We start from the raw sequence: 26,224 nt of genomic DNA, 5'->3' as shown, positions 1-26,224 counted from the left end.
TCCTTGAGGAGTTAGTTCTGGCGAAAGGGATCACCCTTCGCCAGAGGTTCAGGCAGTCTTATTCGTAAGACAGCTCGTAGGCAACGGTCGCGTTGGCTTGGCCACCGACAACATCAGCAACTTCAGCACCGGCCTTGCGGGTGTAGTAGGCGGTCAGAGGAATGTTGATGGCGCCGTCAGCGTAAGGAGCTTCCAGCTTGGCGGTGCCGCTGGTGAAGTCCAGAATGGTTTGGTCGCTGACCAGCATGATCTGCACGTTCTGGGCGCCGCCAGTGACAGCAATACCCTTGCCGGAGGTCGCGGTAGGAGCCAGCTTCAGCTCAACTTTGGTGCCGGTGGCACATTCGATCTGCATATCGATGTTCTTGGAGATCGAGGTGATGCCGCCTGCGGAGGTAGCGGGCGTCGCTTCCGTACCCAGAGTCTTGGCCGACACAGGGCCCATATCGACCAGCATGTTGGCACCGGAGCTGGAAGCACCAGGAGAACGCACGGTGCAACTGTCAGCGTTGATGCTGCCTACAAAGTTGATGTTGCCGCGGGCACCGATAGTGGATTCGGCTTGAGCACCGGCAGCAGCAAAAGCGGAAAGGATAGTGAGGCCGAAAAGGATCTTTTTCATGATTGATTTGACTTCCGATTGTTGGACAAACGAAGCAACCTTGTTGTACGCCTTGGGGCGCTCTAAGGTTCCCAGGAGTGTGCTCTGTTTGGGCACAATTGAAGTTTAGGAAATCAATCGGGGAAAAGATTTAGGACTATTCTTAAAATGCAGTCCTATTAATTGAGAATGTTTTTTTTTAATTGTTTTGTTCTGTCAAGTGGCTTGTTTGCTTGGTTTGCAATTCTTGACGATTAAGCTTGATTGGGTTTGAGTATCAATTAAGAGCGGAAAAATAACTCTAGGAATAATCTTAAATAATTGAATAGACTGCGCTTTTAAAATTTCATCATTAATTGGCCCCGATAGGGGTTGGAAACGAATTTTGATGAATGAGATGCGTGATATGTGGAACCGTATATTCAGGAAACAGGAGTTTTCCCGCCAGCGATTCGTGTGGGCTAAAGCATTGATGCTGCCCATTGCCTTGCTTGTCGGGATGGGCCAGGTCCAGGCTCAGTCAACGAGCTGTTTCAGGTCCCGAGACCTGACGGCACGCTCAAGCTGGAGCATGGCCCCTAGCGGCACCGTCTTTAAAAATGGCGATATTGTAGGGCGTACGTCTGCCTATGCTGAGTACTACATGCCCATTGCCCACGGCGAAACAGTGGATGTCTATGCAAGCGGGCAGATAGTGGATAACGCTTATCAAGCAGTTCCCTTGAGTGGGATGCCAGGGTTGGGTTTGGTCGTTCGCTGGGCGGGGTACGCCTCCACTGTCTCTTTGACGCCAATCGGACCAAGTGCTCCGCAGGGAACGATTATTTCCAGTAGCCCGTGGATTTCTGTGCTACGAGCGCGAACAACGGCCAGTTACACGCTGGCCCAGTTCTACAGTTTTGAACTGGTGGTTATTGATGACAAGGTATATAAAGGCGGCAAACTGACCTTTACTGAAGCCAATAAAGTCCTTGTTATGACAGCCAATCAAAAGGGCACGGCTAATGCACAGCTTTGTATTAATGGGTTCGTGGACCCCATGGCGGCTTTGACCGGCACCGTGCAAGTGCCTGAGTTGCCCAAACCTGCCTTGCCCAGCTGTAAGTTCTCGACCAGTACCTTGACTCAAAATGTGGTTCTGGGACCCGTTGATCCCGGTCAGATTGTGCCTGCAGGTGCAAGTCGCTCTTCAGGTGCGTTAGGGCAAGCCCATTTCTTGATTGAGGGAACGGGTTGTACCAAAGACACTAAACTGAATATCTATTTCACCGACACCAGGGATAGTGCAACGAATAAAAATTATTTGCTCTCAAGCAATCCGGCAGTCGGGATACGTTTGTTTCATCGCGGTGAATCTGACCCCCTGCCTTTTGGTCCTGCGCCTTCAGGCTCCTGGGTGCCGTCGCGTTATGCGCCTTCTGTAGGGCCGGCTCTGACGGATGGTGCTGTACTGTCTACCGGTTTTACCGCTCAGTATGTACGGCTTCCCAATAAAACCGAATCAGATGTCAGACCGGGGCCTTTGGAAGCGGCTGCAACTTTTGTGATTGTGTATCCCTGATATGCAGGAAGAAAAAAGCGGAGCCAAGGGGCTCCGCTTTTTTTATTTGCTGGTAGCGGGTTCCTGCCAGCGTAAATAGGCATTGCGGGTTTGGGTGGACACGGACTCCAGCACCTTTTGATGTGTCACCTTATGGCGTGCCAGCAGGCGTGCATCTGCCACTGTTCGGGATTTGCAGAACCAGTGGCAGCTGTGTTGAAACAGGTATAGCTCGGCGGACAGATGAAAGGCCCGGCTTTTTGGGTCCAGCTGTTCGGGGTTGTCCACCATATGACGCAGCCCGGCAGCATGAATCTGCAATAGCTGGCGGAAGTCGCGCGTCATGGAGGGGATGATGCGTTCGGCATAGGGCACGCAAAAGGGCAGCATGCCTACTCGGGTGTTTTCTGCTGGTTCTTTTTGCAGAAGGTCAGCCAGAGATTGAATCTGGGTGGCTACCGCGTTTTCGGTCTGGGCAAACATCTCCAACACCTGCAGTTGGCGCGAGGGGTCTTGTTCGCCAATCGCGCGGGTATAGCCTTCCGTCAGCGTTTCCATATGGCGTTCCAGCTGGAAGCTGCTCAAGTGGCGACCCAGCAAGATAATGCGTCCGCGTTGATACCGTGCCCGCACAAAGTGCAGGGCTATTGCGGCGACCAGAAGAAGAATTACTGTGTCCATCATCCGTGTTTCCGTGCAGGGCCAGGCACCTTGTTGTTTTCTGCTGCAGCGCCAAGCCTGGCTATAAAAATCTCGGCTGCCAAATAGCAGCCGGCCATTGTATCCCGCCATTCTTTATTCTTGTTTTCATTCTTGTCGGGGATTGCCACCAGTGAGGCCAGGTGGATTGCACAGACGGAAATCGCTGAAAAAGGGGGCAGTCCCCCCGAGCAGCCCCCAAGCCTGAAGACGAATTCAAGCTTGGGGAGCTACGTATGTGTGGGGTGCGTCTTCCAGGTAGAACGCAGCCCTTGATGCAAGGGCTGACTCTAGGAGGGCTGGTGTTCAGGTTGCAGCTGGATTCCAAGCTGCAATTGGCTCTGTTCTCAAGCTTTTCCAGCGGCTGGCAGGGCGGGGCTGCCGGATACTCGTGCCTGCTCCTGACTGATCTGACGGACTACCAGCAGCATGCACAAGGCTGAAACAATAATGCAGGGAATTGCCGAGCTGATGACGCCAGCGGCTCCATACCCCTGGCTAAGCAACATGCCTGCAAGGGTTGGACCCAGCGTTGCGCCGATACGGCCAACGGCTGCAGCGGTGCCGACGCCAGTGGCACGTACGGAAGTAGGGTAGACAATACCGCCAAAGGCATACAAGACGCCCTGGCAACCAATCACAAACGCGCCCGTCAGTGCGGCAGCCCAATACATCTGCGTCAGGCCGGATGCGGCGTTCAGGCTTAACAAACCAGCCAGAATACCGCCGTACATCAGTGCAATAACCAGGGTTTTGTGCCAGCGGTCGGTCAGATACCCTAACAAGACGGTGCCCACGGTTGCGCTGACCATGAACCAGAATTGGGCTGTGCTGCCTTGCTTGCGGCTAAAGCCCAGCTCCTGGAACAGGGAAGGAAGCCAGCTCAGCATCAGGTAGACCACCATCAGCGTGAAAAAATAGCTGACCCACAAGAGCAGGGTGCGGGTGGCCAGACCATTGCTGAACAGATCCTGGAAGCGCCCTTGAACGACAGCAGGGCTTTGTCGAGCCTGCAGGAACTCGCGTGATTCGGGCAGGAACCATACCATGACAGGAATAACCAGCAGGGGGAGCAGGCCGCCCAGATAGAAGATGTTTTTCCAGTTTTCACCAAAGTTGGAGGCGGCGACCAGTGACAGAATGGCGGCCCCAACAGGCATGCCGGCATACATCATGCCCACTGCACGGGCACGGTGTTCTGGTTTGACGGATTCGGCAGCCAGCGTAATCAGATTGGGCATGGCCGCGCCCAGACCGGCTCCAGCCAGAAAGCGCACCATCAACAGGATGGCCAGGCTATTGACCCAGGCAGTGAACAAGGTAAACAGGGCAAAGATGGCGACCGAGGCAATCAGCACGGCCTTGCGACCGTATTTATCGGCCCAGCGCCCGCCCATCAGCGAACCGGGCAGCAGCCCCAGAATGCCTGCACTTAGAAAATAACCTTGGTAGGTTTTATCCAGACCAAACTCTGCTGCTACGCCTTTCACGGCAATACCTGCGGCCTGGATGTCCATGCCTTCGATAACGGCGATCAGAAAGCAGATCGCCACGGTGATGACCGCATGTCTGCGGCCTTGAGTATGTGTCATTGCTATGTCTCCTCGGTTGACCGGGACGTTTTTCTTGTTGCTTCTGCCCCCTGCCCGCCCCGAATTCAGGGTGCAGAAACCCGCTCACTGCGCGGCAAGGCAGCGCTGAGCGGGGGTAGAACTTTTTTTTAGAGTCTCGGAATCAGGCTGTGGCGCCTTGGCGTTGCAGCAAGTCCAGGGCCACGTCCACGATCATGTCTTCCTGCCCGCCCACCATGCGGCGTTTGCCCAGTTCGACCAGAATGTCCACGACTTTCAGCCCGTACTTGTTGGCTGCGGCTTCGCTGTGGCGCAAGAAGCTGCTGTAGACACCGGCGTAACCCAGGGCCAGGGTTTCACGGTCTACACGGACCGGGCGATCCTGCAGGGGCCGCACAATGTCGTCGGCGGCATCCATCAGGGTGTACAGATCGGTGCCATGGTTCCAGCCCATGCGCTCGGCAGCCGCAATAAAGACTTCCAGCGGTGCATTGCCAGCACCGGCGCCCATGCCTGCCAGGCTGGCATCAATGCGGTCGCAGCCTTCTTCAACGGCCACAATGCTGTTGGCCACGCCCAGGGACAGGTTGTGGTGGGCGTGAATGCCGGTCTGGGTTTCAGGCTTGAGTACATCCTTGAAGGCCCGGAAGCGTTCGCGCACATCGTTCATGTTCAGGGCACCGCCCGAGTCGACCACATAGCAGCAGGTTGCCCCGTAGCTTTCCATCAGCTTGGCCTGTTCGGCCAGATGCTGCGGACTGGTCATGTGGCTCATCATCAAAAAGCCGGCGGCATCCATGCCCAGCGAGCGGGCGTATTCGATGTACTGCTTGCTGACGTCCGCTTCCGTACAATGCGTGGCAACGCGTACGATGCGTGCGCCGGCGTCGTAGGCGGCTTTCAGATCATGAATGGTGCCAATGCCCGGCAGTAGCAAGGTGGCAATCTTGGCGTGCTGCACGACCGAGGCCACCGCCTCGATCCACTCCAGATCAGAGTGCGCCCCAAAGCCGTAGTTGAAGCTGGAGCCGCACAGCCCGTCACCGTGGGCCACTTCAATCGAGTCCACCTTGGCCTGGTCCAGGGCACGGGCAATGTCGATGGCGTTCTGCACGCTGTACTGGTGACGCACGGCGTGGCTGCCGTCGCGCAAGGTCACATCGGAAATAAACAGTTTTTTTTGTGAATCGTGTGCCATGTTCGTGTCCTTGCTAATCATGCGGCCTGCGTCAGCAAGCGGGTTTGTGCCAGACGCTCGGCACAGGCCAGGGCGGTGCTGGTCATGATGTCCAGATTGCCTGCGTAAGCGGGCAGATAATGGGCCGCACCTTCCACCTCGATAAAGACCGACGTTTTCAGACCGGAGCGCAAGCCCAGACCGGGCACATTGATGGGCTGGTCTTCCCGGATCAGGTCAAATTGCACTTTTTGCTTGAGGCGATAGCCGGGCACATAGGCCTGAACCTGGGCTGCCATAGCTTCAACCGATTGCTCGATTTCAGCCTCTTTGCCCGGATCAGTCAGGGTGTAGATGGTGTCGCGCATCAGGAGCGGGGGCTCGGCCGGGTTCAGCACAATAATGGCTTTGCCTACCTGTGCGCCGCCTACCACTTGCATGGCTTTGCTGGTGGTTTCCGTGAACTCGTCAATATTGGCGCGTGTGCCGGGACCGGCCGACTTGGACGAGATGGAGGCGATGATTTCCGCATAGTGCACGGGGGTGACTTGCGAGATGGCCGCGATGATGGGCACGGTGGCCTGTCCGCCGCAGGTCACCATATTGATGTTGGGCGCGTCCAGATTGTCTTCCAGGTTCACCACGGGCACGGTGTACGGGCCAATGGCGGCAGGCGTCAGGTCAATCACCTTGATGCCGTGTTCTTGCAGCAGCGCATTGTGGCGGGCATGGGCCCCGGCACTGGTGGCATCGAACACAATGCGAATGTCCTGGAAGTTGGGCAGCTTCAGCAGCCCTTCAATACCTTCATGGGTGGTGGGCACGCCCAGCCGTGCCGCACGGGCCAGGCCGTCCGAGCTGGGGTCGATACCGACCATGGCACCCATGCTCAGGTATTTGCTTTGGCGCAGTACCTTGATCATCAGGTCGGTGCCGATATTGCCCGAGCCAATAATGGCGACGGCAATTTTGGGGTTTGTCATGTGTGTTACTCCGAACAAAGAGGACTTAGCCTGCGCTGAAGGTGACCGATACCGAGCCTATGCCCTCGATCACGGCTTCAAAGTGATCGCCGCTGGCTACCGGCGCCATGGGGCCCAGAGCGCCGGTCAGAATGACATCCCCGGCCTTGAGCGGATCACCCAGTTTGGCCAGGGTGCGGGCCAGCCAGGCGGCTGCATTAAAGGGGTGGCCCAGGCACTCGGCACCACTGCCGCTGGAGGCCGCTTCGCCGTTACGCAGCAGAGTCATGCGGGCGGCGCGCAGGTCCAGACTATCCAGGCGACGGGCGGGTCCGCCCAGCACATACAGGCCGCTGGAGGCGTTGTCGGCCACGGTATCGACAAAGCGGATGTCCCAGTTTTCGATGCGGCTGCCCACAATTTCCAAAGAAGGCATGACCCAGCCTACGGCGGTGGCGACATCCGCAAAGCTGGTGTCGGCGTGAGGCAGGTCGCGCTCCAGAATCAGGGCGATTTCGGCCTCGATCTTGGGCTGCAATACACGTTCGAAGGGGACGGTGTCGCCATCGCCATAGGCCATGTCGGCAAACAGGGCGCCGAAGTCGGGCTGGTCCACGCCCAACTGCTTTTGCACCTTGGGGTTGGTCAGGCCGATCTTGCGGCCCGTCAGGCGGCGTCCCTGCGCTAAGCCACGAGCAATATTGATACGCTGGATGTCATAGGCGGCCTGGGCATTGTCTTCACCGATCAGAGCGCGGATCGGTTCAATGGCCTGACCGCTGTGTTCGGCCTGGCGCAGGCGGGCAGCCAGCGTGTCCAGCAGTTCAATGGATGATTCGCTCATCTCAACGCTCCAGGAAGTCCAGCACCAGCTGGTTGAACTTCTCGGCGTGTTCCCATTGCGCCCAGTGGCCGCATTGGTTGTAGACGTGCAGCTCGGAGTTCGGGATACCCGCCAGCAAGCGCAGGCCGGTGTCAAAAGGAACGACACGGTCCTGACGGCCCCAGATGATCAGGGTGGGGGCGGTGATGCTGGGCAGGCGCGGGCTGAAGTCGGGGAACTGGCGCGGGTTGGCTTCCAGGGATTTCAGGAAGTTTTCCAGGTGATCCTTGCGGCTGAGCATATTGTTCAGACGGGCTTGCAGCAGTTCTTCGGTCAGGACGCTGGCATCGAACACAAAGACATTGTTGAAGCGCTTCAGGTTTTCCAGCGTCGGTTCGCGGTACAGGCCGTTCAGCAGCTTGATGCCTTCGCTGGGCATGGGGGTGAACAGGCTCATGCCACCTGTGCCGCCGCCCATCAGAACCAGTTTGGCCACGCGTTCGGGCCAGGTCAGGGCAAAGGCCACCGAGCTATGTCCGCCCATGGAGTTGCCCAGCATGTGAATCTTGGCTATGCCCAACTGGTCGATGATGCTTTTGACGACACGAGCATTCAAATCCGAGCGCGAACCGCTGTTGACGATGGAGTCGCTCTTGCCCCAGCCGGGGCAGTCAATCAGCAAGACGCGATAGCCAGCCTGGGTCAGGGGTTCGATATTGCGGTTGAAGTTGGCCCAACCGGTTGCACCGGGGCCCGAGCCGTGCAGCATGACGACGGTCTGTTCGCCCTGGCCCAGATCGTTGTAGTGAATGCGCAGTTCCTTGCCTTCCTCGACCACGGTCGCGAAACGGCTGTAATCAGCTTCATTAAGACTCATGACAATCTCCTGATGTTTTGTTGTGGTGGATTTCAGTTCTTGCTGGGATGGGCGGACAAGCCGCCAAAACCGGCAATCCACTCGGGAATTTCGCGGTAGTAGCGATGGCCTGCTTCGTAAGGGCCATAGGCCGACAGCCCGGCAAAGGCGGCTACCCAGGTTTTGACTTCGTGGGCGCTGCGGCCTGCCAGGGCGGAGACCTCGTCGTTGGCGACCTCATCGAGCTGGGCATAGCGCTGCGTTTGCAGCAGATCCAGAAAGTTCTGGTCCCACTCGGGGTTAAGCGGATGCAACACCGAGGGGTCCTGGGTGAAAGCCTTGCCAGCATCAATCGTGCGCTGGGTGCGGGCGGCACGGGCTTCGGGCGACAGGGTGTAGCCTTCGCCATCCAGAGAGCGGCGCACGGGCTCGGGCGCTTCGGCGTAAACGGGCACGGGGGGCTGATGGGACAGCCCGCCGGAACCCAGCCACAGCACGCGTTTTCCGGTAGAACGGGCCCATTGACCGATGGCTTCACCCAGCAGGCGTGCACGCTTGAACGTGGGCAGGGGGGCCGCTACCGAGTTGATGAACACCGGAATAACCGGGTACTGATCCAGACTGCCTACCAGATGCTCCAGCGGATAGGCAGCACCGTGATCGACCTGCATATCGTGCGAAATCGCCACATCCACACCGCTATTGATGACATGGGTGGCGCAGTCGGTAGCCAGCTCGAAGGGCACGTTCAAGCTCCCGGCCAGACTGCCAAAATCCCCAATCGCATGGGCGCCTGTGCCGATGCAAAAGCTGGGCATGACGTTATAGAAAAAACCATTGAAGTGATCGGGCGTGAACAGCACGATCAAATCCGGTTTGAAGGCGGCAATGCGCTCGCGGGCGGCTTTTTGTACTGCAAAGACTTCGTCCAGCACGGCCTGTGCCGGGTCGTGATGACCCAGCAAGGGGGTGTGCGATAAGCACTCCAGATGTGCCTGCATCCCAGTCTCCTGTTTTATGAGTGTGAAGGGGCCGCGACGCATGGAGCCGCGGCTTGTGCGGCAAGCGCAAGGCTCGCCCCCTGTTTTGCCAGATTGCGCAGGGCCTGGGTGGTATCGGCCCAGACCTCCAATGGCAAGATGGCTCTTTGTTCAATCAATTCCTTCAAGGGACGCATGTCGCGACCTTGGTTGACGGTGATGGCGCCACAGATGGCACCTTCAGGGTCCAGGCCGATCAGCACAAATGGCGTTTGCTCCAGTGAGCCACGCAGGACCCAATGAGCCGCCTGCATCTCCCCGGCGAATTGAATATTCAGGTCGCATTGATCGGTCCAGAACCAGGAGGGAGTAGCTTTGGCGGGTTCCTGGTTCAGCATGTGGCACACTGCCATCACGGCTTGGCGGTTGGCGTTCTCCCAGGTTTCCTGCCGCTGCCAGCGGCCATCCAGTCCGATCTGAACGGTGGTGTCGCCGGCGGCATAAATGCCTGGGCAGGAACTGCGGCCATGCTCATCAATGACCACGGCGCCTTGCTCGGTATTTAGCCCGGCACTGTCAGCCAGGCAGGTGTCTATGGTGACGCCTACGCCGTAAATCAGCAGATCACCCTGCAGCGTCTTGCCGTTGCTGAGTGTCAAAGCAATTTTTTGTTCAGCTTCAAGGCTTGCATGCTCGACATGGGTGCCCAGATGAACGTGGACGCCGCGCGCTTGATGGACGCCGAGCAAGTAATCGCTCAAGACTTCGGGAGCATTGCGCGACATGATGCGGGTGGCCGGGTCGATCAGCTCGACAGTTGCGCCCATGGCGACCAGGCTGGAGGCCAGCTCCAGACCAATCACGCCAGCCCCTACCAGCAGTGCATGACTACCGGGTTTGATCTGGGCGCGAATGCGATGGGCATCGTCCAGGGTGCGCAGCACATGCGATACAGAACCCAAGGCATCCAGTTCGGGCAGGCGTCGGGCCTGCGCACCGGTGGCCAGCAGCAGCGAGTCGTAGTTCAGGCTGTCACCATTGGACAGACTGACCTGACGAGCTTGAGCATCAATAGCCACAGCACGTACGCCCAGTTTCAGATCAATATTCTGTTCCTGGTAGAAACTTGCGGGGTGCAGTGTCAGTTGGGCCTGTTCGGGGTTGAGCAAGGCATCCTTGGACAGCGGTGGACGCTCATAGGGCAGATGAGGCTCATCACCGACCAGCGTGATCGAGCCTTGAAAGCCACGGCTGCGCAGTTCAGCGGCTGCTGTGGTACCGGCCTGACCAGCTCCAATAATGAGGATATGTGGTGCTTGCATCACAGCTCCAGACCGCCAGCCACATTGCGGATGCCCCGGATACCCAGGCCCGCATCAGCATTGATCATGACGCCGGTCAGCGTCTGGTTGTTCTGGCGTGATGCCAGCAGCACAAAGGGGCCGGTAAATTCTTCTGGTTCGGGGAAGAACTGCAGGGGCAGGATGGCCTTGATTGCATCGGGCGAGCGTGAGTCCATGATGCGGGTGTCTTGCTGACCCAAAGCCTGCGGTCCGCGCAGATCGGTTTTCATGCCGCAAGGGCCCACGCCATTGACGCGTACCTTGGGGGCCAGCTCGAATGCCAGTTCACGAATCAGACCGACCGCCGCGTGCTTGCTGGCGGTATACAAAGGGCCACCGCCTTCGGCGTAGAAGGCGGAGTTGCTTAAGGTAAAGATCATGCTGCCGCAGGATTTCACCAGCTCGGCGGCAGCCGCTTTGGCCCCAAGCAGATAGCCTTTGACGTTGATGGCAAACAGCTCATCAAAGCCTTTGTCCAATTGCTCCATGCTGGTGTTGATCAGGCGTGCGCCGTGATCCCAGACAGCCGCATTGCCGATAAAGCAGTCCAGCTTGCCAAAGCGGGCCACTGTGGCAGCGACCGCTTTTTGATTGTCGGCCGCGCTGCACACGTCCCCCTGGACGGCCAGCACCTTGCCTTCAAAGTGCTGCTCCAGCTGGGCGCATTTTTCTGCCGAACGTTCCAGCACGGCCACCTTGGCGCCTTCTTTCAAAAAACGTTCCACCAGAGCCAGGCCCAGGCCGGAGCCGCCTCCGGTGATCAGTGCGACTTCGTTTTCAAGCCAGCCTTTCATGCCTGGGCCTCCAGATCGATATAGACCATGCCTTCGCTGATGATGACCGGATAGGTACGCAGCGCTTCCGTGGCGGGCTGGCACAGTGCCGCGCCCGTTTTCAGACAGAAGCGGGCAGCGTGCAAAGGGCACTCCACGGTGCCGTCGTCCTCGACATAGCCTTCGGACATGGACGCGTTGCCGTGGGTACAGCGGTCGTCCGTGGCGTAGAAGGTGCCAGCGATATTGAACAAGGCGATCTGGCGCTCGGGGGTGTCTATCTTCAGTGCTTCGCCATCGGCCAGCGCACCGGTTTCACATGCAGTAATGCGGGTCATATCAATCAACATCGGAAAATAAGCGGGTTCAGAACAGAACGCTTAAGTTGTGGGAGGTAATGACGACCTGATCTAGAACGATTTCGCGTTCGTACAGCTCCCAACCAAAGCGGTTGTCGCTGCGGCGCACGCAATCAATGCGTTTGCCGGCATACCAGGTCTCATCCCGTTCTTTCTGAGCGCGGTACAGGATGTAGTTGCTGCGGATCTCGTAGCCCTGGCCATCGCTCGTTGGGCGGATACGCAGATTGCTCACAAAGTGACGGGTGCGGGAGGGTGGCTCTTCCGCCCAGGCCATGCCGGTTTCCAGACGTGCAACGCGGCGCTCCAGCTGGAACTTGTTGTCGTTGAAGATCCAGGTGCTCGGTGGCTGCACACTGCGCCGACGATCGCGGGTTTGCGCATTGGTCGTGCTGCGCATGTGGTAGTGCACATCCTCGGACAGCAGGTCCAGCCAGTCACGGAACTGCCAGTCATCCAGCAGTTCGGCTTCCTGGTACAAAAAGTCGGCAATCTCGTGATGCAACTGCATGTCGACGATGGCCGCTTGAGTCGGCTCTTGAATGACGGCGCTCATTTCACCAGCTCCTCTTCGTAGGCACGGCTGCGTTCCAGTACTTCATCCCAGGTCTCGGACACCATCAGGTCGGCCCAGTACTTGTACAGGCCACGGGCGGCGGTCTCGGAGAAGATGTAATTGGTCACACCGGGTACGCCATCGCTGCGCAGCCCTTCGTTACCCAAGCCCATTTCCATGCACAGTTGCGTGCCGCGAGCGCGTTTGCCACGCAGGATTTTCTGGATTTCAGCCCAGTTCTCGGAGTCGTCCTGTTCCAGGAAACCGGCGGGACCGAAGGCGCGGGTAGCGCTGCGCTCGAAGGCGGCTTTTACATCGTCGGGAGCGGCTGCATCGGCAATGCAAAAGGCCCAGACTTCTACCTGATTGGGGCCACGGGGATGCCAGACGCGTAGTGTGGCGGTGCCGTTCAACCAGCTCAGGGTAGGGAACATATTGTTGTGACCGGCCAGGCGCAGGGCGCGGACTTCACCCAGGCGTTCGTGGGCTTCGGCATAGGTGTCGCGGAAGTACTGGGAGACTTCACCGTCCACCCACACGTTGGCGTCAGGCTGCTCGGTAAAGAAGAAGCCACTGCCATGGCCGCGCTGGCCGTACTGGACGGCGTCCTTGGCGGTTTCCCAAACCGGGCGTGCGGTTTGTCCGGCGCCCAGAGCCTTGTCCTCGTCACCGGGTTTCTGGCCCAGCACTTGCACGGCAGAGGCGTGCGAGAACAGGGCGTGATACTGGTCGGAGGCAAACTGTTCGGCGGGGAATTTCCAGTTGCATTCGATGGTCCATTTCTGAACACCACCGATGATTTCAGTGCCGCCTTCGCGTCGGTCCAGCACACCGTCCAGGTACCAGGCAATGTCGCCCATGTACTCTTCCAGATCAGGCGCTGTGGCGTCCCAATTGCCAAAGACCAGGCCTTTGTATACTTTGACGCGGGTTACTTCCTGCAGGCCCCACTTTTCCTTGCACAAGCCTTGCGGATAAGCGCGCGGCTCCAGCGGTACATCCACCAGATCGCCGTTGGTGCCGTAGCTCCAGCCGTGGTAGGGACAGGTAAAGGCTTTGGTATTGCCCGAGTCTGCATAAGACACGCGCATGGAGCGGTGTCGGCATTGGTTCAGGAAGGCCTTGATCGAGCCGTCTTTCTGACGAACCACGATGATCGGGTCCTCGCCCATATAGGTATTGAAGAAGTCTCCCGCTTTGGGAATCTGGCTGGTGTGGCACAAGAACAGCCAGGTGCGGCCAAAGATGCGCTCCAGCTCCAGCTCATAAATATCCGGGTCGGTGTAAATGGAGGGGGTGACGCGTCCATTACGTGCATCGACCAAGGCTTCGATTTTTTCAGGGTTGATTCCCATCGTTTGCTCCTCGCTATTGCAATGCGTGCTTTTGCAAAACAGGTTTTTGTCGCTAGCGGCAAAATGTAGAAGCTTGAAATGAATCCGACCAATACTTGCTTTAGATCGGGTGATCGGCAAACCCGATAAGTCCCTCTAAAACCCCTTGCTTGCATGTGGGTTTCGGGTTCAGGCCAGTATTGATGCGGCTTTGGCGACACCTAGGGTTTACGCTAGCTATGATTGCTGCGCTGCAGCATTGAAGATTGGGTCTGCTTTTCAGGGCGTGGGAGCGGCGACAATAGTGCCTAAAAGAAAGGCTTGTTTTGGTCCTCACAGCAGGCTGCGTCCAACGCTGTGCAGGTACGTTCCGGGCAGGGAACGATCAATTTGACAGGAGACAAACTTGGAGTTGCGACACTTGCGTTACTTCGTTGCAGTCGCGGAAGAGTTGAATTTCACCCGTGCTGCCGAGCGGCTGTATACCTCTCAACCCTCCTTGAGCGAGCAGATCCGAAATCTGGAAGAGGAGATCGGTTATCCGTTGCTGAACCGCACGCGCCGTAAAGTCGAATTGACCGAAGCAGGTGTGATTTTTCTGGATGACGCGCGCGAGATCCTGCACAAGGTGGAGGAGGCCGTACAGCGGGCCGGCAAGGCGGCCTCGCAGGCGCGGGAAGTGCTGACGATAGGCTTTGTGCCCGCGGCCGAGGTGCGTATCTTTCCAGCAGTGCTGCCCGCTTTTCGTGCAGCCTTTCCTCAGGTCGATGTAGTGTTGCGTAGCCTGACTTCCAATGAGCAGGAGGGAGCGCTGGCGCGTGGCGAGCTGGACCTGGGGTTCATGCGCGGCCCGGTGCGCGCCACCAATGTGTTCAGCGAAGTGGTGCTGGATGAGCCCTTGCGAGTGTATCTGCCTCAGGGGCATAGCCTGGAGGCTTATAGTCTGATCCCGCCGGCACGCCTGAATCGCTTGCCCATGATTGCGGTGGATCGCTCCTATGGCCGCTCCATGCACGATGTGCTGGCCCGCTATCTGGCTCATCATAAAGTGGTGCCCGAGCACACCTATAACTCGGCCAACCCCCTGATGAGTATTAATCTGGTCGCTGCTGGCCTGGGCTATACCTTGCTGCCTACCTACGCGGAATACTTCATGCCCAAGAATGTGGTGTCGCGCCCCTTGATCGGTGGCGGCCCGCGCTGTGAATTATTGATGGCCTATCCACGAGATACTGGCTGCATGAGCGAGGCTGCGGTCAGCCTGATAGAACGTATACGGGAGCTGGCTCGCTGGCACGGTTCGGGCCCCTCGGCTGCCAGTCATTTGAAACTGGCTCCCAGCAAAATCGCCTGTATGTAGTTGCACATACAGGCGAGGGCGTTTTTCAAAAATACGGGCTCTATCTTATTGTTTGATAATGTGGATCTCGTTTGACAGTTCAGGCGTATTTATTATTGTGTCCAGAACTGGGCAGGTTCTTTCAATGAAATTGACGAATTCTTCTATTTCTTCATCATTGTTATTGGCCTGGATATAGTATTTGCACGTAATTTGATGAAATCCCATTTTGGCCTCTTTATTGATCCCGTAGAAGCCATCTGTGTCTATTTCACCGTCCATCTCGATTTTGATGTCGATTAAGTCAATTTTTTGACTCTTTGCAAAGCTTTTTGCAGCAATGCATTTACAGGCGCCAATTGCTGAAAGCAGGGCCTCCAGGGGAGTCATCCCGCCGCTGCCATTATCTCTCTTGCCGGGTTCATCCAGAACAATGGAAAAATCCCTGGAAGTGCATTCAATCTTTAGTTGGTCTATTAACGTTGCGGTTGCAGAAAAAACGTGGTTGCTCATGGCTGTTCCTTTTGCTTATAGCTTGTTAATTGGCTAATGATTCCAGGCTTCTGTCTCTTTTTTAAAATTGGATAAGGGTGTGCTTTAGTGTGCTCCGGTGGGAGCGTGCGGCGCTTTTGGGCTTGAAAGGTAGTTTATATATTTTTTTTGGCTGCGGCATTTATTTTGAAAATTAGCTGCCTAAGCTAATAACTGCCTGGTATGGCACGAGCTGCTGCTTGCAGACTCGGCAACGGCACTGGCTATTGCTTCCAATAGGTTATGGTGCTGGCGTTGCCGGTCCTTGGTTCAGGGACTGTCGCTGCCCTATTTATTTATCTTCTACAAAGCGCATGCGAAAGCGTCGGCCTTTGATGTTGGCGTTGGCAATGCGGTCAAAATATTGACGTGCAATCTTGCGGTCCAGCGCCACGTAGGAACGGGCGTCGGTAATCGCAATCTTGCCGACTTGCTCACCTTTCAGGCCCACATCGCGGGTCAGGGCACCAAGCAGGTCGCCGGGGCGCAGCTTGTCTTTTTTGCCACCCTGAATTTCCAGCGTCATCATGGGTGCGCGCAGCGGCTCTTTGGATTGAGGGCGCAAGCCTTTCAGATTGCTCCATTTCACTTCGCTGCCCTGGAACTCCTCGATCAACTTCACCCAGCGCTGCTCGCTGCGCGAGACCAGATTCAGGGCCAGGCCTTTCTGATCACCCCGGCCGACCCGACCCACGCGATGGATATGCACTTCGCTGTCTTTGGTGACGTCTACGTTGATGACGGCCCCCAGATTCTGAATGTCCAAACCGCGTGATGCCACATCGGTCGCGACCAGCACGGCACAGCTCTGGTTGGAGAACTGCACCAGAATCTCGTCGCGATCACGTTGTTCCAGGTCGCCGGTCAGAGCCAGGGCCTGGATGCCTTCGGATTGCAGTTCTTCCACCACTTCCTGGCAACGCATCTTGGTGTTGCAGAAAATCAGGGTAGAGGCGGGGCGGAAGTGCTCCAGCAGGGTCACCACGGCAGATAGACGTTGCTCAGGGTGAACTTCATAAAAGATCTGTTCGATCTGGCTGGCATCGTGCAGCGCTTCCACTTTGACTTCTGCAGGGTTTTTCAGAAAGCGGGCGCTGAGCTTGCGGATATTTTCCGGATAAGTGGCGGAGAACAGCAGGGTTTGACGGCGTGGTGGGCAGTGCGAGGCAATGGCCACGATGTCATCGTGAAAGCCCATATCTACCATGCGGTCGGCTTCGTCCAGGACCAATGTTTTCAGGGCGGACAAGTCCAGATTGCCGCGCTCCAGATGGTCCTGAATACGGCCCGGCGTTCCCACCACCACGTGCGCACCATTGCGCAAGGCTTCGGTTTGCGGACGTGAAGGCACACCACCGCACAAAGTCAGCATGCGCACGTTAGGAATCTGGCGGGCCAGACGACGCAGTTCCGTGGTGACCTGATCGGCCAGCTCGCGCGTGGGGCAGATCACCAGGGCTTGCGGAGTCAGCTTGCTGGGGTTGAGGGTTTGCAACAGACCCAGGCCAAACGCGGCGGTTTTGCCGCTGCCGGTCTTGGCTTGGGCGATCAGGTCGCGGCCTTGCAGAATCAAGGGCAGGCTTTGTTCCTGAATGGCCGTCATTTTTTCAAAACCCAGGCTATCCAGGGTTTCAAGCAAGGCGGGCAGAAGGGGAAGGGTACTGAAAGAGGTATGGGGCACGATGGGTGACATCAAAAAGGACTGCAAAATAAAGGATTTAGCGACAGTTTACCGTTTGCGGGCCGATCGCTGGGAAATAGAAAGCAGGGAAGATGGTTGGATGTTGGCAAGCAAGTAAGCAAGTAAGCAAGCAGGCAGGCAGGCAAGCAGGCAGGAAGGTAGCGCAGCTCCTGCGATTTACTGGTTTTCTTGCAAGGCCTGGCGGGGGTGACAGTCCAGGCCAGGGTTCATAGGCCTGCGCTTTATAAACAAACTTCAGGGTAGATGCCGCTACCGCCTTCTGGATCAAGAAATAATTCAAACAAAAAGGGGCTGCTGATGCCGCCCCTTGTTTTTATAACGTGCTGTGCAGGCTGGAAAAAGCTTATGCCTTGCGCGACGCCCCCAGGCGTTCTGACAGGCGATTAGCCAGCTTGCGCATGGCTTCACCGGCACGGCGCTGGGCTGCTTCATCGGCTTCCTGGGTCAGCAAGCTGACGGCCACTCCGGCCACGGCAGCGCGGTTATTGGAATCAAACACGGCAGCTCCAAAGCAGTGCATGCCGTCACGTACGCCGCAGGCGTCCACGGAGTATCCCAGGCGCTGCACATCGTTCAATTCCACCATCAAGTCTTCCTTGCTGCGCGGGCCATGCACGGTAAGCGGTTCGGGCCAGGGGTGATTCAAGGCCTGCTCTAGCTCCGATCCCGGCAAGGTGCTGAGCATGGCTTTGCCGGTAGCGGTATAGACCGCAGGCAAGCGCATCCCGGCACGGAAGGTGAAACCCAGCGGGCGGGTTCCGTTGCGGCAGGCAATGTAGACCACGTCTTCGCCATCCAGAATGGACAGGGTGATGGTCTCTTCAGGCAGGACGCGCATATCGTCCCAAGCGGCAAAAAACTCCTGCGTCAGATCCAGCTGAGACAGGAAGGCATTGGCCCAGCCCATCACGTGTGTACCCAGGGTGAAACTGCCATTTTCCAGCTTACGGATCAGGTGCAGATCCAGCAAGGTGGTGCACAGACCATACAAGGAACTTTTGGGCATACCCAGGCGTTTGACCAGGTCCGTAAATGACAGGGGCTCCGGCGAGGCCGCCAATTCGTCCAGTACGGTGACTGCACGTACTACAGCCGGAACCAGTTTCTTCTCTTCCACTACGACTAACTCCATAACGACACACAGGAAGTCCAATAAGCCCGGATGGACAGGGCTGAACTCTGGGAACAGGGGCAGGGTTCTGTCAGCACAGCCAGAAGCATCTCATAGGGCAATCAGCCTACAGACCAGGCGTACAGGCCCTGAATTAGGCCAGATTTGCTGTCGGGATGCCAACTCTACATTGTGCCTTCAAATGCCCCAAAACAAAAAATACGGCGACTGATGTTCTACGGGTAAACCCGTAAGCCGATTCGTTGACGTCGCGATTTTTCGGCTCCTATAATTCTACCAAGTTCACTATAAGAGAAACGGGTTCAGCATAATGAACAATATCGCGGCATCATTGATTAGCAAACTGAAGGATCCCAGCCTGGCAAAAGATCAGTCCTGGACCGCTCAGGGTTGGGTCTCGGCAGGCGATGGCAATACCTTCGCCGTTCTTAATCCTGCTACGGGTGAGTGCCTGGCCAATGTCGCCAGCCTGGCCACAGCGGAAATCGAAGCGGTCATCAGCGATGCTGAAGTGGCCCAGCGCGAGTGGAAGGCACGTAGCGGGCACGAGCGTGCCAAGCTGTTGCGCGCCTGGTTCGATGCGCTGGTTGCCAACGCGGACGACCTGGCCACCATCATGACCATGGAACAGGGCAAGCCCTGGGCCGAGGCTCGTGGTGAAGTGCTGTACGCCGCTTCCTTTGTGGAATGGTTCAGCGAAGAAGCCAAGCGTGTGTATGGCGACGTGGTCGGTCACCCCCAGGCGGACAAACGCATTGTGGTGGTCAAGCAGCCCGTCGGTGTGTGCGCTGCCATCACTCCCTGGAACTTCCCTGCGGCCATGATTACCCGCAAGGTAGCGCCAGCTCTGGCTGCGGGTTGCAGCATTATTGTTCGTCCTGCCGACCTGACTCCCCTGACCGCCCTGGCGCTGGCCGTACTGGCCGAGCGCGTGGGTATCCCTGCTGGTGTGTTCCAGTTGGTCACCGGTCAATCCCGTGTGGTGGGCGCCGCTCTGACGGAAAGCCCTATTGTGCGCAAGCTGTCCTTTACCGGCTCCACCGAAGTGGGTCGTTTGTTGATGGCGCAGTGTGCTCCAACCATCAAGCGTCTGTCGCTGGAACTGGGTGGTAATGCCCCGTTCATCGTGTTTGACGATGCGGATCTGGACGCCGCCATCGAAGGCGCCATGGCCTCCAAGTACCGCAACAGCGGGCAGACTTGTGTGTGTGCCAACCGCTTCCTGGTGCAAGACGGTATTTACGATCGCTTTGCCAAAGCTCTGGGCGAACGGGTTGCTGCCCTGAAAGTGGGCAACGGTATGGAAGAGGGCGTGGAGCAAGGTCCGCTGATCGAGCAAAAAGCCGTCAACCGCCTACGCGAATTGATTGATGACGCCGTTGAAAAGGGCGCCAGCGTTCTGCAAGGTGGCCAGCCTCATCCTCTGGGCGGCACCTACTTCTCGCCCACCGTGCTGGGTGATGCAACACCGGCCATGCGCGTGGCCCGTGAAGAATTGTTTGGCCCTGTGGCGCCGTTGTTCCGCTTCAAAGACGAAGCTGAAGCGATCGCGATGGCCAATGACACCGAATATGGTCTTGCTGCCTACCTGTTCACCCGCGACAACGCACGTGCCTGGCGCATGGGCGAAGCGCTGGAGTACGGCATGGTTGGCGTCAATACCGGTTTGATTTCCAACGAAGTGGCTCCCTTTGGTGGCGTCAAGCAATCCGGTCTGGGTCGCGAAGGCTCCCGTTACGGAATCGACGAGTACCTGGAAATCAAATACATGTGCCAGCAGCTGTAAGTTGATACATGCCCGCGCCCAGCGCAGCGAAGGGGGCCGCTCTTATATATAGAGCGCCCCATCAGCAGAACCCCACAATAAGCTAAATAAAGGAGACGCTATGTCTATCCTGTCTGCAACCCCACGAAAATTGACTTTGGCCCTGACACTGGCCACCGCCGGCCTGATGGCCAGCACGACTGCCAACGCTGATGATGTCAAACCCATCAAGATTGGTGTGGTGACTTTCTTGTCCGGCGCTGCTTCCGGTCCTTTTGGCGTTCCTGCCAAAAATGCCGCTGAACTGACGGCTGCCCAATTGAATGAAGGTAAAGTACCTGCCCCTTACAACACCAAGGGTCTGGGTGGCGCACCGATTGAACTGGTTTTCATTGACGAGAACGGCGGCACCGCCAAACAGGTCAGCGAATACCGCAACCTGGTTCAGCAACAAAACGTGGACATCGTGGTTGGCTACATTTCCTCGGGCGATTGTCTGGCCGTGGCCCCCGTTGCTGAAGAGCTGAAAAAACTGACGCTGATTTTCGACTGCGGTACACCCCGCCTGTTTGAAGATGCCAGCTACCAATACGTCTTCCGTCCTGTGGCCCACGCCACCATGGACAACGTGGCTGCTGCCCGCTTTGTGCTGGAGCGCAACCCCGAGTTGAAGAGCTACGCCGGTATTAACCAGAACTACGCCTGGGGCCAGGACGCCTGGCACGACTTTGAAGGCACATTGCAAGCCCTCAAGCCAGGTGTAGAAGCCAAGACCTCGCAAATGCCCAAGCTGGGCGCTGGTCAGTACAACGCCGAAATCTCGTCCTTGATGGCTGCCCGTCCTGAAGTGATTCATTCCAGCTTCTGGGGTGGTGATCTGGAAGGCTTCGTGGTGCAGGCTCTGCCACGCGGTCTGTTCCGCAATACCCTGACCGTGCTGACCGCCGGTGAAACGGCAACACACCGTGCCAACAACCAGATCCCGACCGGCACCATCATCGGTGCTCGTGGCCCACACGCTGCTTTCGCTCCTGACAATGAATTGAACCGTTGGTTGCGCGCCAGCTACCGCGAACAGTTCAATGCAGATCCTAGCTACCCGTCCTACAAAATGACGCAAACTCTGCTGGGTCTGAAAGCGGCTTACGAAAAAGCCCAGGCTGCCAACGAAGGCAAAACCCCTTCCACCGAACAAGTGGTTACTGCATTCGAGCACCTGACTTTCGAGAGCCCATCGGGCGACGTGACCATGTCCTTGGGTAAAGGCCACCAGGCTGTTCAAGGTACGACCTTGGGCGTGGTGAAAAACGATAAAGGCGTGATCAGCTACACCGACTTGCGTCACTTCAAACCTGAAGAAGTCACTCCACCCGAAGGCGTGAAGTCCATCGACTGGATCAAGGGTGGTCTGAAGTATTGATCCGAGCAGACGTCCTGAAAAGGACGCTGCCCTGACAATCCGGGCATGCAAGACCGTTTTTTGCATGTCCGGTTTTTACCGCCGGGCCGCTCCCAAGGTTAAGGCTCCCTGTAAGGGGGACACCGAAGGCGTCGCCAGTGGTATGTGCATTACCGCCGAGTTGCTTGCCAGGTAAAGGCTTCTCCCATAAGGAGAAGTACACCGAGCTTGCGGCGTGGTGGCATTTTTTATTCCCTTTCCACAGAAACCGACTATGTCTCTTCTTTCTGCTGCCCTAATAGATGGCATCATGTACGCCGCCTGGCTGTTTCTGGTCGCGGTCGGACTCACGCTGATCTATGGTGTGATGAAGATCCTGAACATGGCCCACGGCAGCCTCTATACCATTGGCGCCTATACCGCTGTCACCATGGTGACGCAGTGGCTCTCTACCGATCAAAGCCCATACGGCAGCTATTTGATGCTGATCCTGGCCGCGGTTATTGCCGGTCTGGTGCTGGGGCTGGTCATTGAATATGGCCTGCTGCGCTTCTTCTACCAGGAAGAACCTGTTGTCTCTTTGCTGATTACCTACGCGGTCTTCCTGATCCTGGAAGATACCGTCAAGCTGGTCTGGGGCGTGGATCCTTATGTGATCGCCGAACCTTATGGTTTGCTGGGTAACGTCGAATTCGGCGACCTGTTCTACCCCACCTACAGCTTTGTGATTGTTGTGGCTGCCATTCTGGCTGGCCTGTTCCTGACCTTGTTCCTGAAGTATTCGCGTCAAGGCCGCATCTTGCTGGCCGTGATTCATGACCGCGAAGTCAGCCAGGCCATGGGCATTAACGTGCAACGTTACTTCCTGCTGACGTTTATTGCTGGTGCCACGCTGGCCGCCCTGGGTGGCGCGCTGACGGCTCCTACCATCTCTGTCGCTCCCGGCATGGGCGTGGAAGTCATTGTGATGGCCTTCGCCGTGGTCGTGATTGGTGGTCTGGGCTCCTTGCCCGGTGCTGCTCTGGGCGCTGTGATTGTTGGCCTGGTGCGCTCCTTTGCTGTGCATTACTGGCCCGAAATCGAACTTTTCTCCATCTACGCGGTTATGGCACTGGTGTTGGCCGTCCGTCCTAAAGGATTGTTTGCTGCCGCCGAGGCCCGAAAGATATGAACAAGACCAACATTACGCTTAAGCAGGGCATGATTGCCCTGGTCATTACGGTGGCCGCCCTGATTGTGGGCTTTGGCCTGCCATCCTGGCAGTTTCTGATCACGGTGGCGCTGGCCAAGGGCCTGGTTGCCCTGGGCGTGGTGCTCTTGCTGCGCTCTGGCCTGGCCTCTTTTGGTCAAGGCTTGTACTACTGCATCGGCGCCTATGGTGTCGGTATGGCCATGAACTACCTGGACTGGCGCGAAGCCGTGATCCTGCTGCCATTTGCCGCTGCTTGCGCTGCGCTGCTGGCCTGGGTTCTGGGGTTTCTGCTGGCTCGCTACCGCGATATTTTCTTCGCCATGCTGAGCCTGGCCCTGTCCATGATCATGTACGGCTTGCTGGTGCGTAACCCCAGCCTGGGTGGCAGTGACGGCTTTAACGTGCACGCGCCTTCCTTCATGTGGGGTGCCTTTGCTGAAACCCTCTCGCGTCCAGGCGTGTTTGTCCTGACCGTGGTGCTGGTGGGTTTTGTGCTGTGGGCCATGCAAGGTTTCCTGCGCAGCCGTGCCGGTCGTCTGGGACCAGCCATCAAGGACAATGAAATCCGCGTTGAATACCTGGGTGCTTCGGCTTACCGCAATATTCACCTGAGCTACGTGCTGGCGGCGGCTCTGGCTGGTCTGGGCGGTGCCTTGTCCTCGCTGAGCATCGGTCACGTGGACCCTGAACTGGCGTTCTGGACCACCTCGGGCGAGTTCATCTTTATTGCTGTGCTGGGCGGTACTCGTAACGCTTACGCTCCTTTCCTGGGTGCGCTGAGCCTGGAACTGATCCGCACACTGGCTTATCAATATGCTCCTAACACCTGGCAGATTGTCATGGGTGTCAGCATGTTGGCCCTGATTGTGTTCTTGCCCGGTGGCCTGATCAGTATTCTGAACCGTCGCAATGCAGCGGCTACCTCCAACGATTCTTCTTCACCGACAGGGGCCCGCTCATGAGTCAGTCACCCTTGATTTCTGCTAAAGGTTTGTGCAAGCAGTTTGGCGCTGTCCACGCTGCGCGCGATATGACCGTTGATATCCATGCGCAAACCATTACGGGCCTGATCGGTACCAATGGCGCAGGTAAAACCACCTTCGTGAACATGTTGACCGGCTACATGAAGCCGGACTCCGGCAATATCTTTTTTGCCGGTCGCGAGATCACGGGTTTGCCACCCCGGGAAGTGACCCGCATGGGGATCGCCCGTTCTTTCCAGATTCCTCAGCTGTTCACCTCCTTGAACGCCTTGGAAAACGTGGAAATTGCCCTGGGCGTGGCCAAGCAGCCCTTGTCCGAAGCCAGTGCGATTCTGGAGCGTTTCGGCCTGAGCGCCTTCGCCCAGTCCCAGGCAGGCACCTTGCCTGAAGGGATTCGCAAGTTGCTGGACATTGCCTTGGCCATGGTGGCCCAGCCTAAAGTGCTGTTGCTGGACGAGCCCACCAGTGGTGTGGCCAGTGACGAGAAATTTGAAGTGATGGACCGTGTCATGAAAGTGGTTCGTGATGCGGGCGTGACGGTTCTGTTTGTGGAGCACGATATGGAAATCGTGCGCCGCTACAGCGATCGCGTGCTGGCTTTCTACGACGGCACCATTTTGGCCAACGGCACTCCGGACGAAGTGCTGGCCCATGAGCAGGTCCGTGAATACATCATCGGCGAGCCGGTGGGACGCAATAAACAGGAGGCCGATAATGCTGCTTGATGTCAAAAATCTGGATGTACGTATTGGCCCCACCAGCATCCTGCGCCAGGTAAACCTGCAAGTGCGCCAAGGCCAGATCGTGGGCCTAGCCGGTCGTAACGGTGCGGGTAAAACCACGCTGATGCGCACGGTGATGGGCTTGCTGGCTGTGGACAGTGGCTCGGTCATGTTTGATGGTCAGGAACTGGCCAAGATGCCCGCTTACCGTCGCACCAGTTTGGGCATGGGCTTTGCCCCCGAGGATCGCAAGCTGATCCCCGAGCTGAGCGTGGAAGAGAACATCCGCCTGCCCGCCTGGGCCTTGAAATCCCAGGACATTGAAGAGCGTCTGGATCGCGTCTGGCGCATTATTCCCGAGCTGAAAGTATTTGGCCCACGCCGCGCCCTGCAATTGTCGGGCGGTCAACAAAAGCTGGTCGCCATTGGCCGTGCCTTGATGACGGCTGACAAGCTGCTTTTGCTGGACGAGCCTTTTGAAGGCGTTGCTCCTGCGCTGTCCAAGCGTATTGCAGAAGTGGTGGGCGAGTTGAGCAAAGAGGGCTTCAGTGCCTTGTTGTCCGGTGCTGACTTGCAGCACGCAGGCAATGTGATTGATTACACCTACCGGATGGACCGCGGCCGTATCGAAGTACCGCAGCCCGCCATACCATAAGGAGAAAGCCCATGTCGGCATTCGAGTTCAGAACCACCCCCGCTATTTATGTTGAAAGCGGAGCCGCTGCCCGGCTCGGTCAGATCCTGCGCAAGCGCTACTCGCAAGAGCGCGTTTGTCTGGTGACTGACCGTTTCCTGCACGAAAGCGGCTTGCTGGATCCTGCCCTGGCTGATCTGAAAGCCAACGGCTGGACCGTGCAAGTGATTGACGATGTTATTGCCGATCCTCCAGAGCACATTGTTTTGCAGGCAACGGAGCGCGCTCGCCAGGCCAAAACGGAAATCGTTGTTGGCCTGGGTGGCGGTTCGTCCATGGACGTGGCCAAATTGCTGGCTGTCCTGCTGGCGTCAGACCAGCCCCTGCAAGAAATGTACGGTATTGATAATGTGCGCGGCTCGCGCCTGCCCTTGGTGCAGATCCCGACCACGGCGGGAACAGGCTCGGAAGTGACGCCTATTTCCATCGTGACCACCGGCGAAACCACCAAATCCGGTGTGGTGGCGCCCGAGCTGTACGCTGATCTGGCCATTCTGGACTCGCAACTGACATTGGGCTTGCCACCGCGTATCACTGCGGCGACGGGTATCGACGCCATGGTGCACGCCATCGAGGCCTACACCAGCCGTATTTTGAAAAACCCGCTGTCGGACAATCTGGCCAAACAAGCCCTGCGTCTGATTGGCAGCAAGCTGGTGCACGTTTGTCGCAACGGCCAGGATGCCGAGGCTCGCCAGGACATCCTGCTGGGTGCCACGCTGGCTGGTCAGGCTTTTGCGAACGCTCCCGTGGGTGCCGTACACGCCTTGGCTTACCCGATCGGCGGTATTTTCCACGTGCCACACGGCTTGTCGAACTCGCTGGTCCTGCCACACGTTCTGCGCTTTAACGCCTCGGCCGCAGCCCCGCTGTATGCCGAACTGGCGGAAGTGCTGATCCCCGGCATCCAGGGTGATGAGGCCTCCAAGACCGAAGCCTTCATCAATTTTATGGAACAGATCGCCATTGATACCGGCATCGAGCGCCAATTGCGCGAAGTCGGCATCAAGGAAAGCGACCTGCGCCGTATGGCCCAGGAAGCCATGAAACAAACCCGTCTGCTGGGCAACAACCCCCGCGACGTGACTGAAGACGACGCCTTCGCTATTTACAGCGCCGCGTTCTGATAGACCGCTAACAGCGGAAACCTTTTAGCCTGAGTCCGGTGCTGTGCCGGCTCAGGTTTTTTTT

At 57.4% G+C, this 26,224-nt stretch carries 25 protein-coding genes; 9 read left to right on the top strand and 16 right to left on the bottom strand.

Annotated features, from left to right (window positions below; all coding sequences use genetic code 11):
• Positions 1-58: 58 nt before the first annotated feature.
• On the bottom strand, positions 59-622 hold the full coding sequence (locus OSH04_RS04905) for a fimbrial protein (RefSeq protein ID WP_009459276.1): 564 nt from the start codon (positions 620-622) through the stop codon (positions 59-61).
• Between the two features lie 367 nt (positions 623-989).
• Here OSH04_RS04905 and OSH04_RS04900 point away from each other — a divergent pair, with 367 nt between their 5' ends.
• Positions 990-2,162, top strand: coding sequence for a fimbrial protein (locus OSH04_RS04900; RefSeq protein ID WP_266108032.1), 1,173 nt, complete (start codon positions 990-992; stop codon positions 2,160-2,162).
• Between the two features lie 42 nt (positions 2,163-2,204).
• Here OSH04_RS04900 and OSH04_RS04895 read toward each other — a convergent pair whose 3' ends face one another.
• From OSH04_RS04895 to hcaE, 12 genes are all read right to left on the bottom strand, one after another.
• Complete coding sequence (locus OSH04_RS04895; RefSeq protein WP_238441753.1) at positions 2,205-2,825, bottom strand: hypothetical protein; 621 nt, start codon at positions 2,823-2,825, stop codon at positions 2,205-2,207.
• A 362-nt stretch (positions 2,826-3,187) separates the two neighbouring features.
• Positions 3,188-4,432, bottom strand: a complete 1,245-nt coding sequence (gene mhpT / locus OSH04_RS04890; protein ID WP_266108031.1) for a 3-(3-hydroxy-phenyl)propionate transporter MhpT — start codon at positions 4,430-4,432, stop codon at positions 3,188-3,190.
• Between the two features lie 142 nt (positions 4,433-4,574).
• Positions 4,575-5,609 carry a 4-hydroxy-2-oxovalerate aldolase gene (dmpG, locus tag OSH04_RS04885; RefSeq protein ID WP_115634055.1) on the bottom strand — a complete coding sequence of 345 codons (1,035 nt, stop codon included), beginning with the start codon at positions 5,607-5,609 and terminating at the stop codon, positions 4,575-4,577.
• A 17-nt stretch (positions 5,610-5,626) separates the two neighbouring features.
• Positions 5,627-6,571, bottom strand: coding sequence for an acetaldehyde dehydrogenase (acetylating) (locus OSH04_RS04880; RefSeq protein ID WP_203145562.1), 945 nt, complete (start codon positions 6,569-6,571; stop codon positions 5,627-5,629).
• Between the two features lie 25 nt (positions 6,572-6,596).
• Positions 6,597-7,394: a 2-keto-4-pentenoate hydratase gene (gene mhpD / locus OSH04_RS04875; protein ID WP_266108030.1), complete on the bottom strand. Its 798-nt coding sequence runs from the start codon at positions 7,392-7,394 to the stop codon at positions 6,597-6,599.
• Between the two features lies 1 nt (position 7,395).
• On the bottom strand, positions 7,396-8,250 hold the full coding sequence (locus OSH04_RS04870; protein ID WP_088450650.1) for an alpha/beta fold hydrolase: 855 nt from the start codon (positions 8,248-8,250) through the stop codon (positions 7,396-7,398).
• Between the two features lie 32 nt (positions 8,251-8,282).
• Complete coding sequence (locus tag OSH04_RS04865; RefSeq protein ID WP_266108029.1) at positions 8,283-9,230, bottom strand: 3-carboxyethylcatechol 2,3-dioxygenase; 948 nt, start codon at positions 9,228-9,230, stop codon at positions 8,283-8,285.
• 14 nt (positions 9,231-9,244) lie between these two features.
• Entirely contained in the window at positions 9,245-10,531 is a 1,287-nt protein-coding gene (hcaD, locus tag OSH04_RS04860; RefSeq protein WP_266108028.1) for a 3-phenylpropionate/cinnamic acid dioxygenase ferredoxin--NAD(+) reductase subunit, read from the bottom strand.
• The gene (gene hcaB / locus OSH04_RS04855; RefSeq protein WP_060186371.1) at positions 10,531-11,346 is read right to left on the bottom strand and encodes a 3-phenylpropionate-dihydrodiol/cinnamic acid-dihydrodiol dehydrogenase; all 816 of its coding nucleotides are present in this window, start codon (positions 11,344-11,346) and stop codon (positions 10,531-10,533) included. The genes hcaD and hcaB overlap by 1 nt, the downstream gene beginning before the upstream one ends.
• Positions 11,343-11,663: a 3-phenylpropionate/cinnamic acid dioxygenase ferredoxin subunit gene (gene hcaC / locus OSH04_RS04850; protein WP_060186504.1), complete on the bottom strand. Its 321-nt coding sequence runs from the start codon at positions 11,661-11,663 to the stop codon at positions 11,343-11,345. Before hcaC ends, hcaB begins: the two co-directional genes overlap by 4 nt.
• Before the next feature lie 28 nt (positions 11,664-11,691).
• Complete coding sequence (hcaF, locus tag OSH04_RS04845; protein WP_009459254.1) at positions 11,692-12,240, bottom strand: 3-phenylpropionate/cinnamic acid dioxygenase subunit beta; 549 nt, start codon at positions 12,238-12,240, stop codon at positions 11,692-11,694.
• Positions 12,237-13,595 carry a 3-phenylpropionate/cinnamic acid dioxygenase subunit alpha gene (gene hcaE, locus OSH04_RS04840; protein WP_009459253.1) on the bottom strand — a complete coding sequence of 453 codons (1,359 nt, stop codon included), beginning with the start codon at positions 13,593-13,595 and terminating at the stop codon, positions 12,237-12,239. Before hcaE ends, hcaF begins: the two co-directional genes overlap by 4 nt.
• A 385-nt stretch (positions 13,596-13,980) precedes the next feature.
• Between hcaE and OSH04_RS04835 the strand changes: the two genes are divergently transcribed.
• Complete coding sequence (locus tag OSH04_RS04835; RefSeq protein WP_009459251.1) at positions 13,981-14,934, top strand: LysR substrate-binding domain-containing protein; 954 nt, start codon at positions 13,981-13,983, stop codon at positions 14,932-14,934.
• A gap of 45 nt (positions 14,935-14,979) precedes the next feature.
• Here OSH04_RS04835 and OSH04_RS04830 read toward each other — a convergent pair whose 3' ends face one another.
• The 3 genes from OSH04_RS04830 to OSH04_RS04820 all read right to left on the bottom strand — a co-directional run bounded on the left by OSH04_RS04830 (position 14,980) and on the right by OSH04_RS04820 (position 18,278).
• Positions 14,980-15,426 (bottom strand): OsmC family protein, encoded by a 447-nt coding sequence (locus tag OSH04_RS04830; RefSeq protein ID WP_266108027.1) that lies wholly within the window; start codon positions 15,424-15,426, stop codon positions 14,980-14,982.
• A 310-nt stretch (positions 15,427-15,736) separates the two neighbouring features.
• The gene (gene dbpA, locus OSH04_RS04825) at positions 15,737-17,137 is read right to left on the bottom strand and encodes an ATP-dependent RNA helicase DbpA (protein ID WP_009459240.1); all 1,401 of its coding nucleotides are present in this window, start codon (positions 17,135-17,137) and stop codon (positions 15,737-15,739) included.
• 352 nt (positions 17,138-17,489) lie between these two features.
• Positions 17,490-18,278, bottom strand: coding sequence for an IclR family transcriptional regulator (locus OSH04_RS04820; RefSeq protein WP_031232690.1), 789 nt, complete (start codon positions 18,276-18,278; stop codon positions 17,490-17,492).
• 310 nt (positions 18,279-18,588) lie between these two features.
• On the opposite strand from OSH04_RS04820, the gene OSH04_RS04815 reads away from it, so the two are divergent.
• The 7 genes from OSH04_RS04815 to OSH04_RS04785 all read left to right on the top strand — a co-directional run bounded on the left by OSH04_RS04815 (position 18,589) and on the right by OSH04_RS04785 (position 26,160).
• Positions 18,589-20,064, top strand: a complete 1,476-nt coding sequence (locus OSH04_RS04815; RefSeq protein WP_115633967.1) for an NAD-dependent succinate-semialdehyde dehydrogenase — start codon at positions 18,589-18,591, stop codon at positions 20,062-20,064.
• Positions 20,065-20,164: 100 nt separating this feature from the next.
• Positions 20,165-21,463, top strand: a complete 1,299-nt coding sequence (locus tag OSH04_RS04810; RefSeq protein ID WP_035272059.1) for an ABC transporter substrate-binding protein — start codon at positions 20,165-20,167, stop codon at positions 21,461-21,463.
• A gap of 253 nt (positions 21,464-21,716) precedes the next feature.
• Entirely contained in the window at positions 21,717-22,613 is an 897-nt protein-coding gene (locus OSH04_RS04805; protein WP_035272061.1) for a branched-chain amino acid ABC transporter permease, read from the top strand.
• Complete coding sequence (locus OSH04_RS04800) at positions 22,610-23,596, top strand: branched-chain amino acid ABC transporter permease (RefSeq protein WP_021446921.1); 987 nt, start codon at positions 22,610-22,612, stop codon at positions 23,594-23,596. The genes OSH04_RS04805 and OSH04_RS04800 overlap by 4 nt, the downstream gene beginning before the upstream one ends.
• Entirely contained in the window at positions 23,593-24,342 is a 750-nt protein-coding gene (locus tag OSH04_RS04795) for an ABC transporter ATP-binding protein (protein WP_009459230.1), read from the top strand. The genes OSH04_RS04800 and OSH04_RS04795 overlap by 4 nt, the downstream gene beginning before the upstream one ends.
• Positions 24,332-24,994, top strand: coding sequence for an ABC transporter ATP-binding protein (locus OSH04_RS04790; protein WP_009459228.1), 663 nt, complete (start codon positions 24,332-24,334; stop codon positions 24,992-24,994). The genes OSH04_RS04795 and OSH04_RS04790 overlap by 11 nt, the downstream gene beginning before the upstream one ends.
• 11 nt (positions 24,995-25,005) lie before the next feature.
• Positions 25,006-26,160 (top strand): iron-containing alcohol dehydrogenase, encoded by a 1,155-nt coding sequence (locus tag OSH04_RS04785; RefSeq protein WP_266108025.1) that lies wholly within the window; start codon positions 25,006-25,008, stop codon positions 26,158-26,160.
• The last annotated feature ends 64 nt before the right edge of the window (positions 26,161-26,224 follow it).

It is taken from the genome of Alcaligenes nematophilus, assembly GCF_026344155.1.
In the GTDB taxonomy this organism is placed as follows: Bacteria; Pseudomonadota; Gammaproteobacteria; order Burkholderiales; family Burkholderiaceae_B; genus Alcaligenes; species Alcaligenes phenolicus.
The sequence above is the reverse complement of the archived record's forward strand: the minus strand, read 5'-3'. Positions and strand labels throughout refer to the sequence as shown.

What these genes read in the sequence shown, in the direction of transcription:
- OSH04_RS04895 (WP_238441753.1), bottom strand. Translation starts at nt 2,825, where the DNA reads ATGATGGACACAGTAATTCTTCTTCTGGTCGCCGCAATAGCCCTGCAC.
- dmpG (WP_115634055.1), bottom strand. Translation starts at nt 5,609, where the DNA reads ATGGCACACGATTCACAAAAAAAACTGTTTATTTCCGATGTGACCTTG.
- dbpA (WP_009459240.1), bottom strand. Translation starts at nt 17,137, where the DNA reads ATGTCACCCATCGTGCCCCATACCTCTTTCAGTACCCTTCCCCTTCTG.
- hcaF (WP_009459254.1), bottom strand. Translation starts at nt 12,240, where the DNA reads ATGAGCGCCGTCATTCAAGAGCCGACTCAAGCGGCCATCGTCGACATG.
- OSH04_RS04830 (WP_266108027.1), bottom strand. Translation starts at nt 15,426, where the DNA reads ATGAGCAACCACGTTTTTTCTGCAACCGCAACGTTAATAGACCAACTA.
- OSH04_RS04870 (WP_088450650.1), bottom strand. Translation starts at nt 8,250, where the DNA reads ATGAGTCTTAATGAAGCTGATTACAGCCGTTTCGCGACCGTGGTCGAG.
- OSH04_RS04785 (WP_266108025.1), top strand. Translation starts at nt 25,006, where the DNA reads ATGTCGGCATTCGAGTTCAGAACCACCCCCGCTATTTATGTTGAAAGC.
- hcaE (WP_009459253.1), bottom strand. Translation starts at nt 13,595, where the DNA reads ATGGGAATCAACCCTGAAAAAATCGAAGCCTTGGTCGATGCACGTAAT.
- OSH04_RS04805 (WP_035272061.1), top strand. Translation starts at nt 21,717, where the DNA reads ATGTCTCTTCTTTCTGCTGCCCTAATAGATGGCATCATGTACGCCGCC.
- hcaD (WP_266108028.1), bottom strand. Translation starts at nt 10,531, where the DNA reads ATGCAAGCACCACATATCCTCATTATTGGAGCTGGTCAGGCCGGTACC.
- OSH04_RS04865 (WP_266108029.1), bottom strand. Translation starts at nt 9,230, where the DNA reads ATGCAGGCACATCTGGAGTGCTTATCGCACACCCCCTTGCTGGGTCAT.
- hcaC (WP_060186504.1), bottom strand. Translation starts at nt 11,663, where the DNA reads ATGACCCGCATTACTGCATGTGAAACCGGTGCGCTGGCCGATGGCGAA.
- OSH04_RS04800 (WP_021446921.1), top strand. Translation starts at nt 22,610, where the DNA reads ATGAACAAGACCAACATTACGCTTAAGCAGGGCATGATTGCCCTGGTC.
- OSH04_RS04815 (WP_115633967.1), top strand. Translation starts at nt 18,589, where the DNA reads ATGAACAATATCGCGGCATCATTGATTAGCAAACTGAAGGATCCCAGC.
- OSH04_RS04880 (WP_203145562.1), bottom strand. Translation starts at nt 6,571, where the DNA reads ATGACAAACCCCAAAATTGCCGTCGCCATTATTGGCTCGGGCAATATC.
- OSH04_RS04795 (WP_009459230.1), top strand. Translation starts at nt 23,593, where the DNA reads ATGAGTCAGTCACCCTTGATTTCTGCTAAAGGTTTGTGCAAGCAGTTT.
- OSH04_RS04790 (WP_009459228.1), top strand. Translation starts at nt 24,332, where the DNA reads ATGCTGCTTGATGTCAAAAATCTGGATGTACGTATTGGCCCCACCAGC.
- OSH04_RS04820 (WP_031232690.1), bottom strand. Translation starts at nt 18,278, where the DNA reads ATGGAGTTAGTCGTAGTGGAAGAGAAGAAACTGGTTCCGGCTGTAGTA.
- hcaB (WP_060186371.1), bottom strand. Translation starts at nt 11,346, where the DNA reads ATGAAAGGCTGGCTTGAAAACGAAGTCGCACTGATCACCGGAGGCGGC.
- mhpD (WP_266108030.1), bottom strand. Translation starts at nt 7,394, where the DNA reads ATGAGCGAATCATCCATTGAACTGCTGGACACGCTGGCTGCCCGCCTG.
- OSH04_RS04810 (WP_035272059.1), top strand. Translation starts at nt 20,165, where the DNA reads ATGTCTATCCTGTCTGCAACCCCACGAAAATTGACTTTGGCCCTGACA.
- OSH04_RS04905 (WP_009459276.1), bottom strand. Translation starts at nt 622, where the DNA reads ATGAAAAAGATCCTTTTCGGCCTCACTATCCTTTCCGCTTTTGCTGCT.
- OSH04_RS04900 (WP_266108032.1), top strand. Translation starts at nt 990, where the DNA reads ATGAATGAGATGCGTGATATGTGGAACCGTATATTCAGGAAACAGGAG.
- mhpT (WP_266108031.1), bottom strand. Translation starts at nt 4,432, where the DNA reads ATGACACATACTCAAGGCCGCAGACATGCGGTCATCACCGTGGCGATC.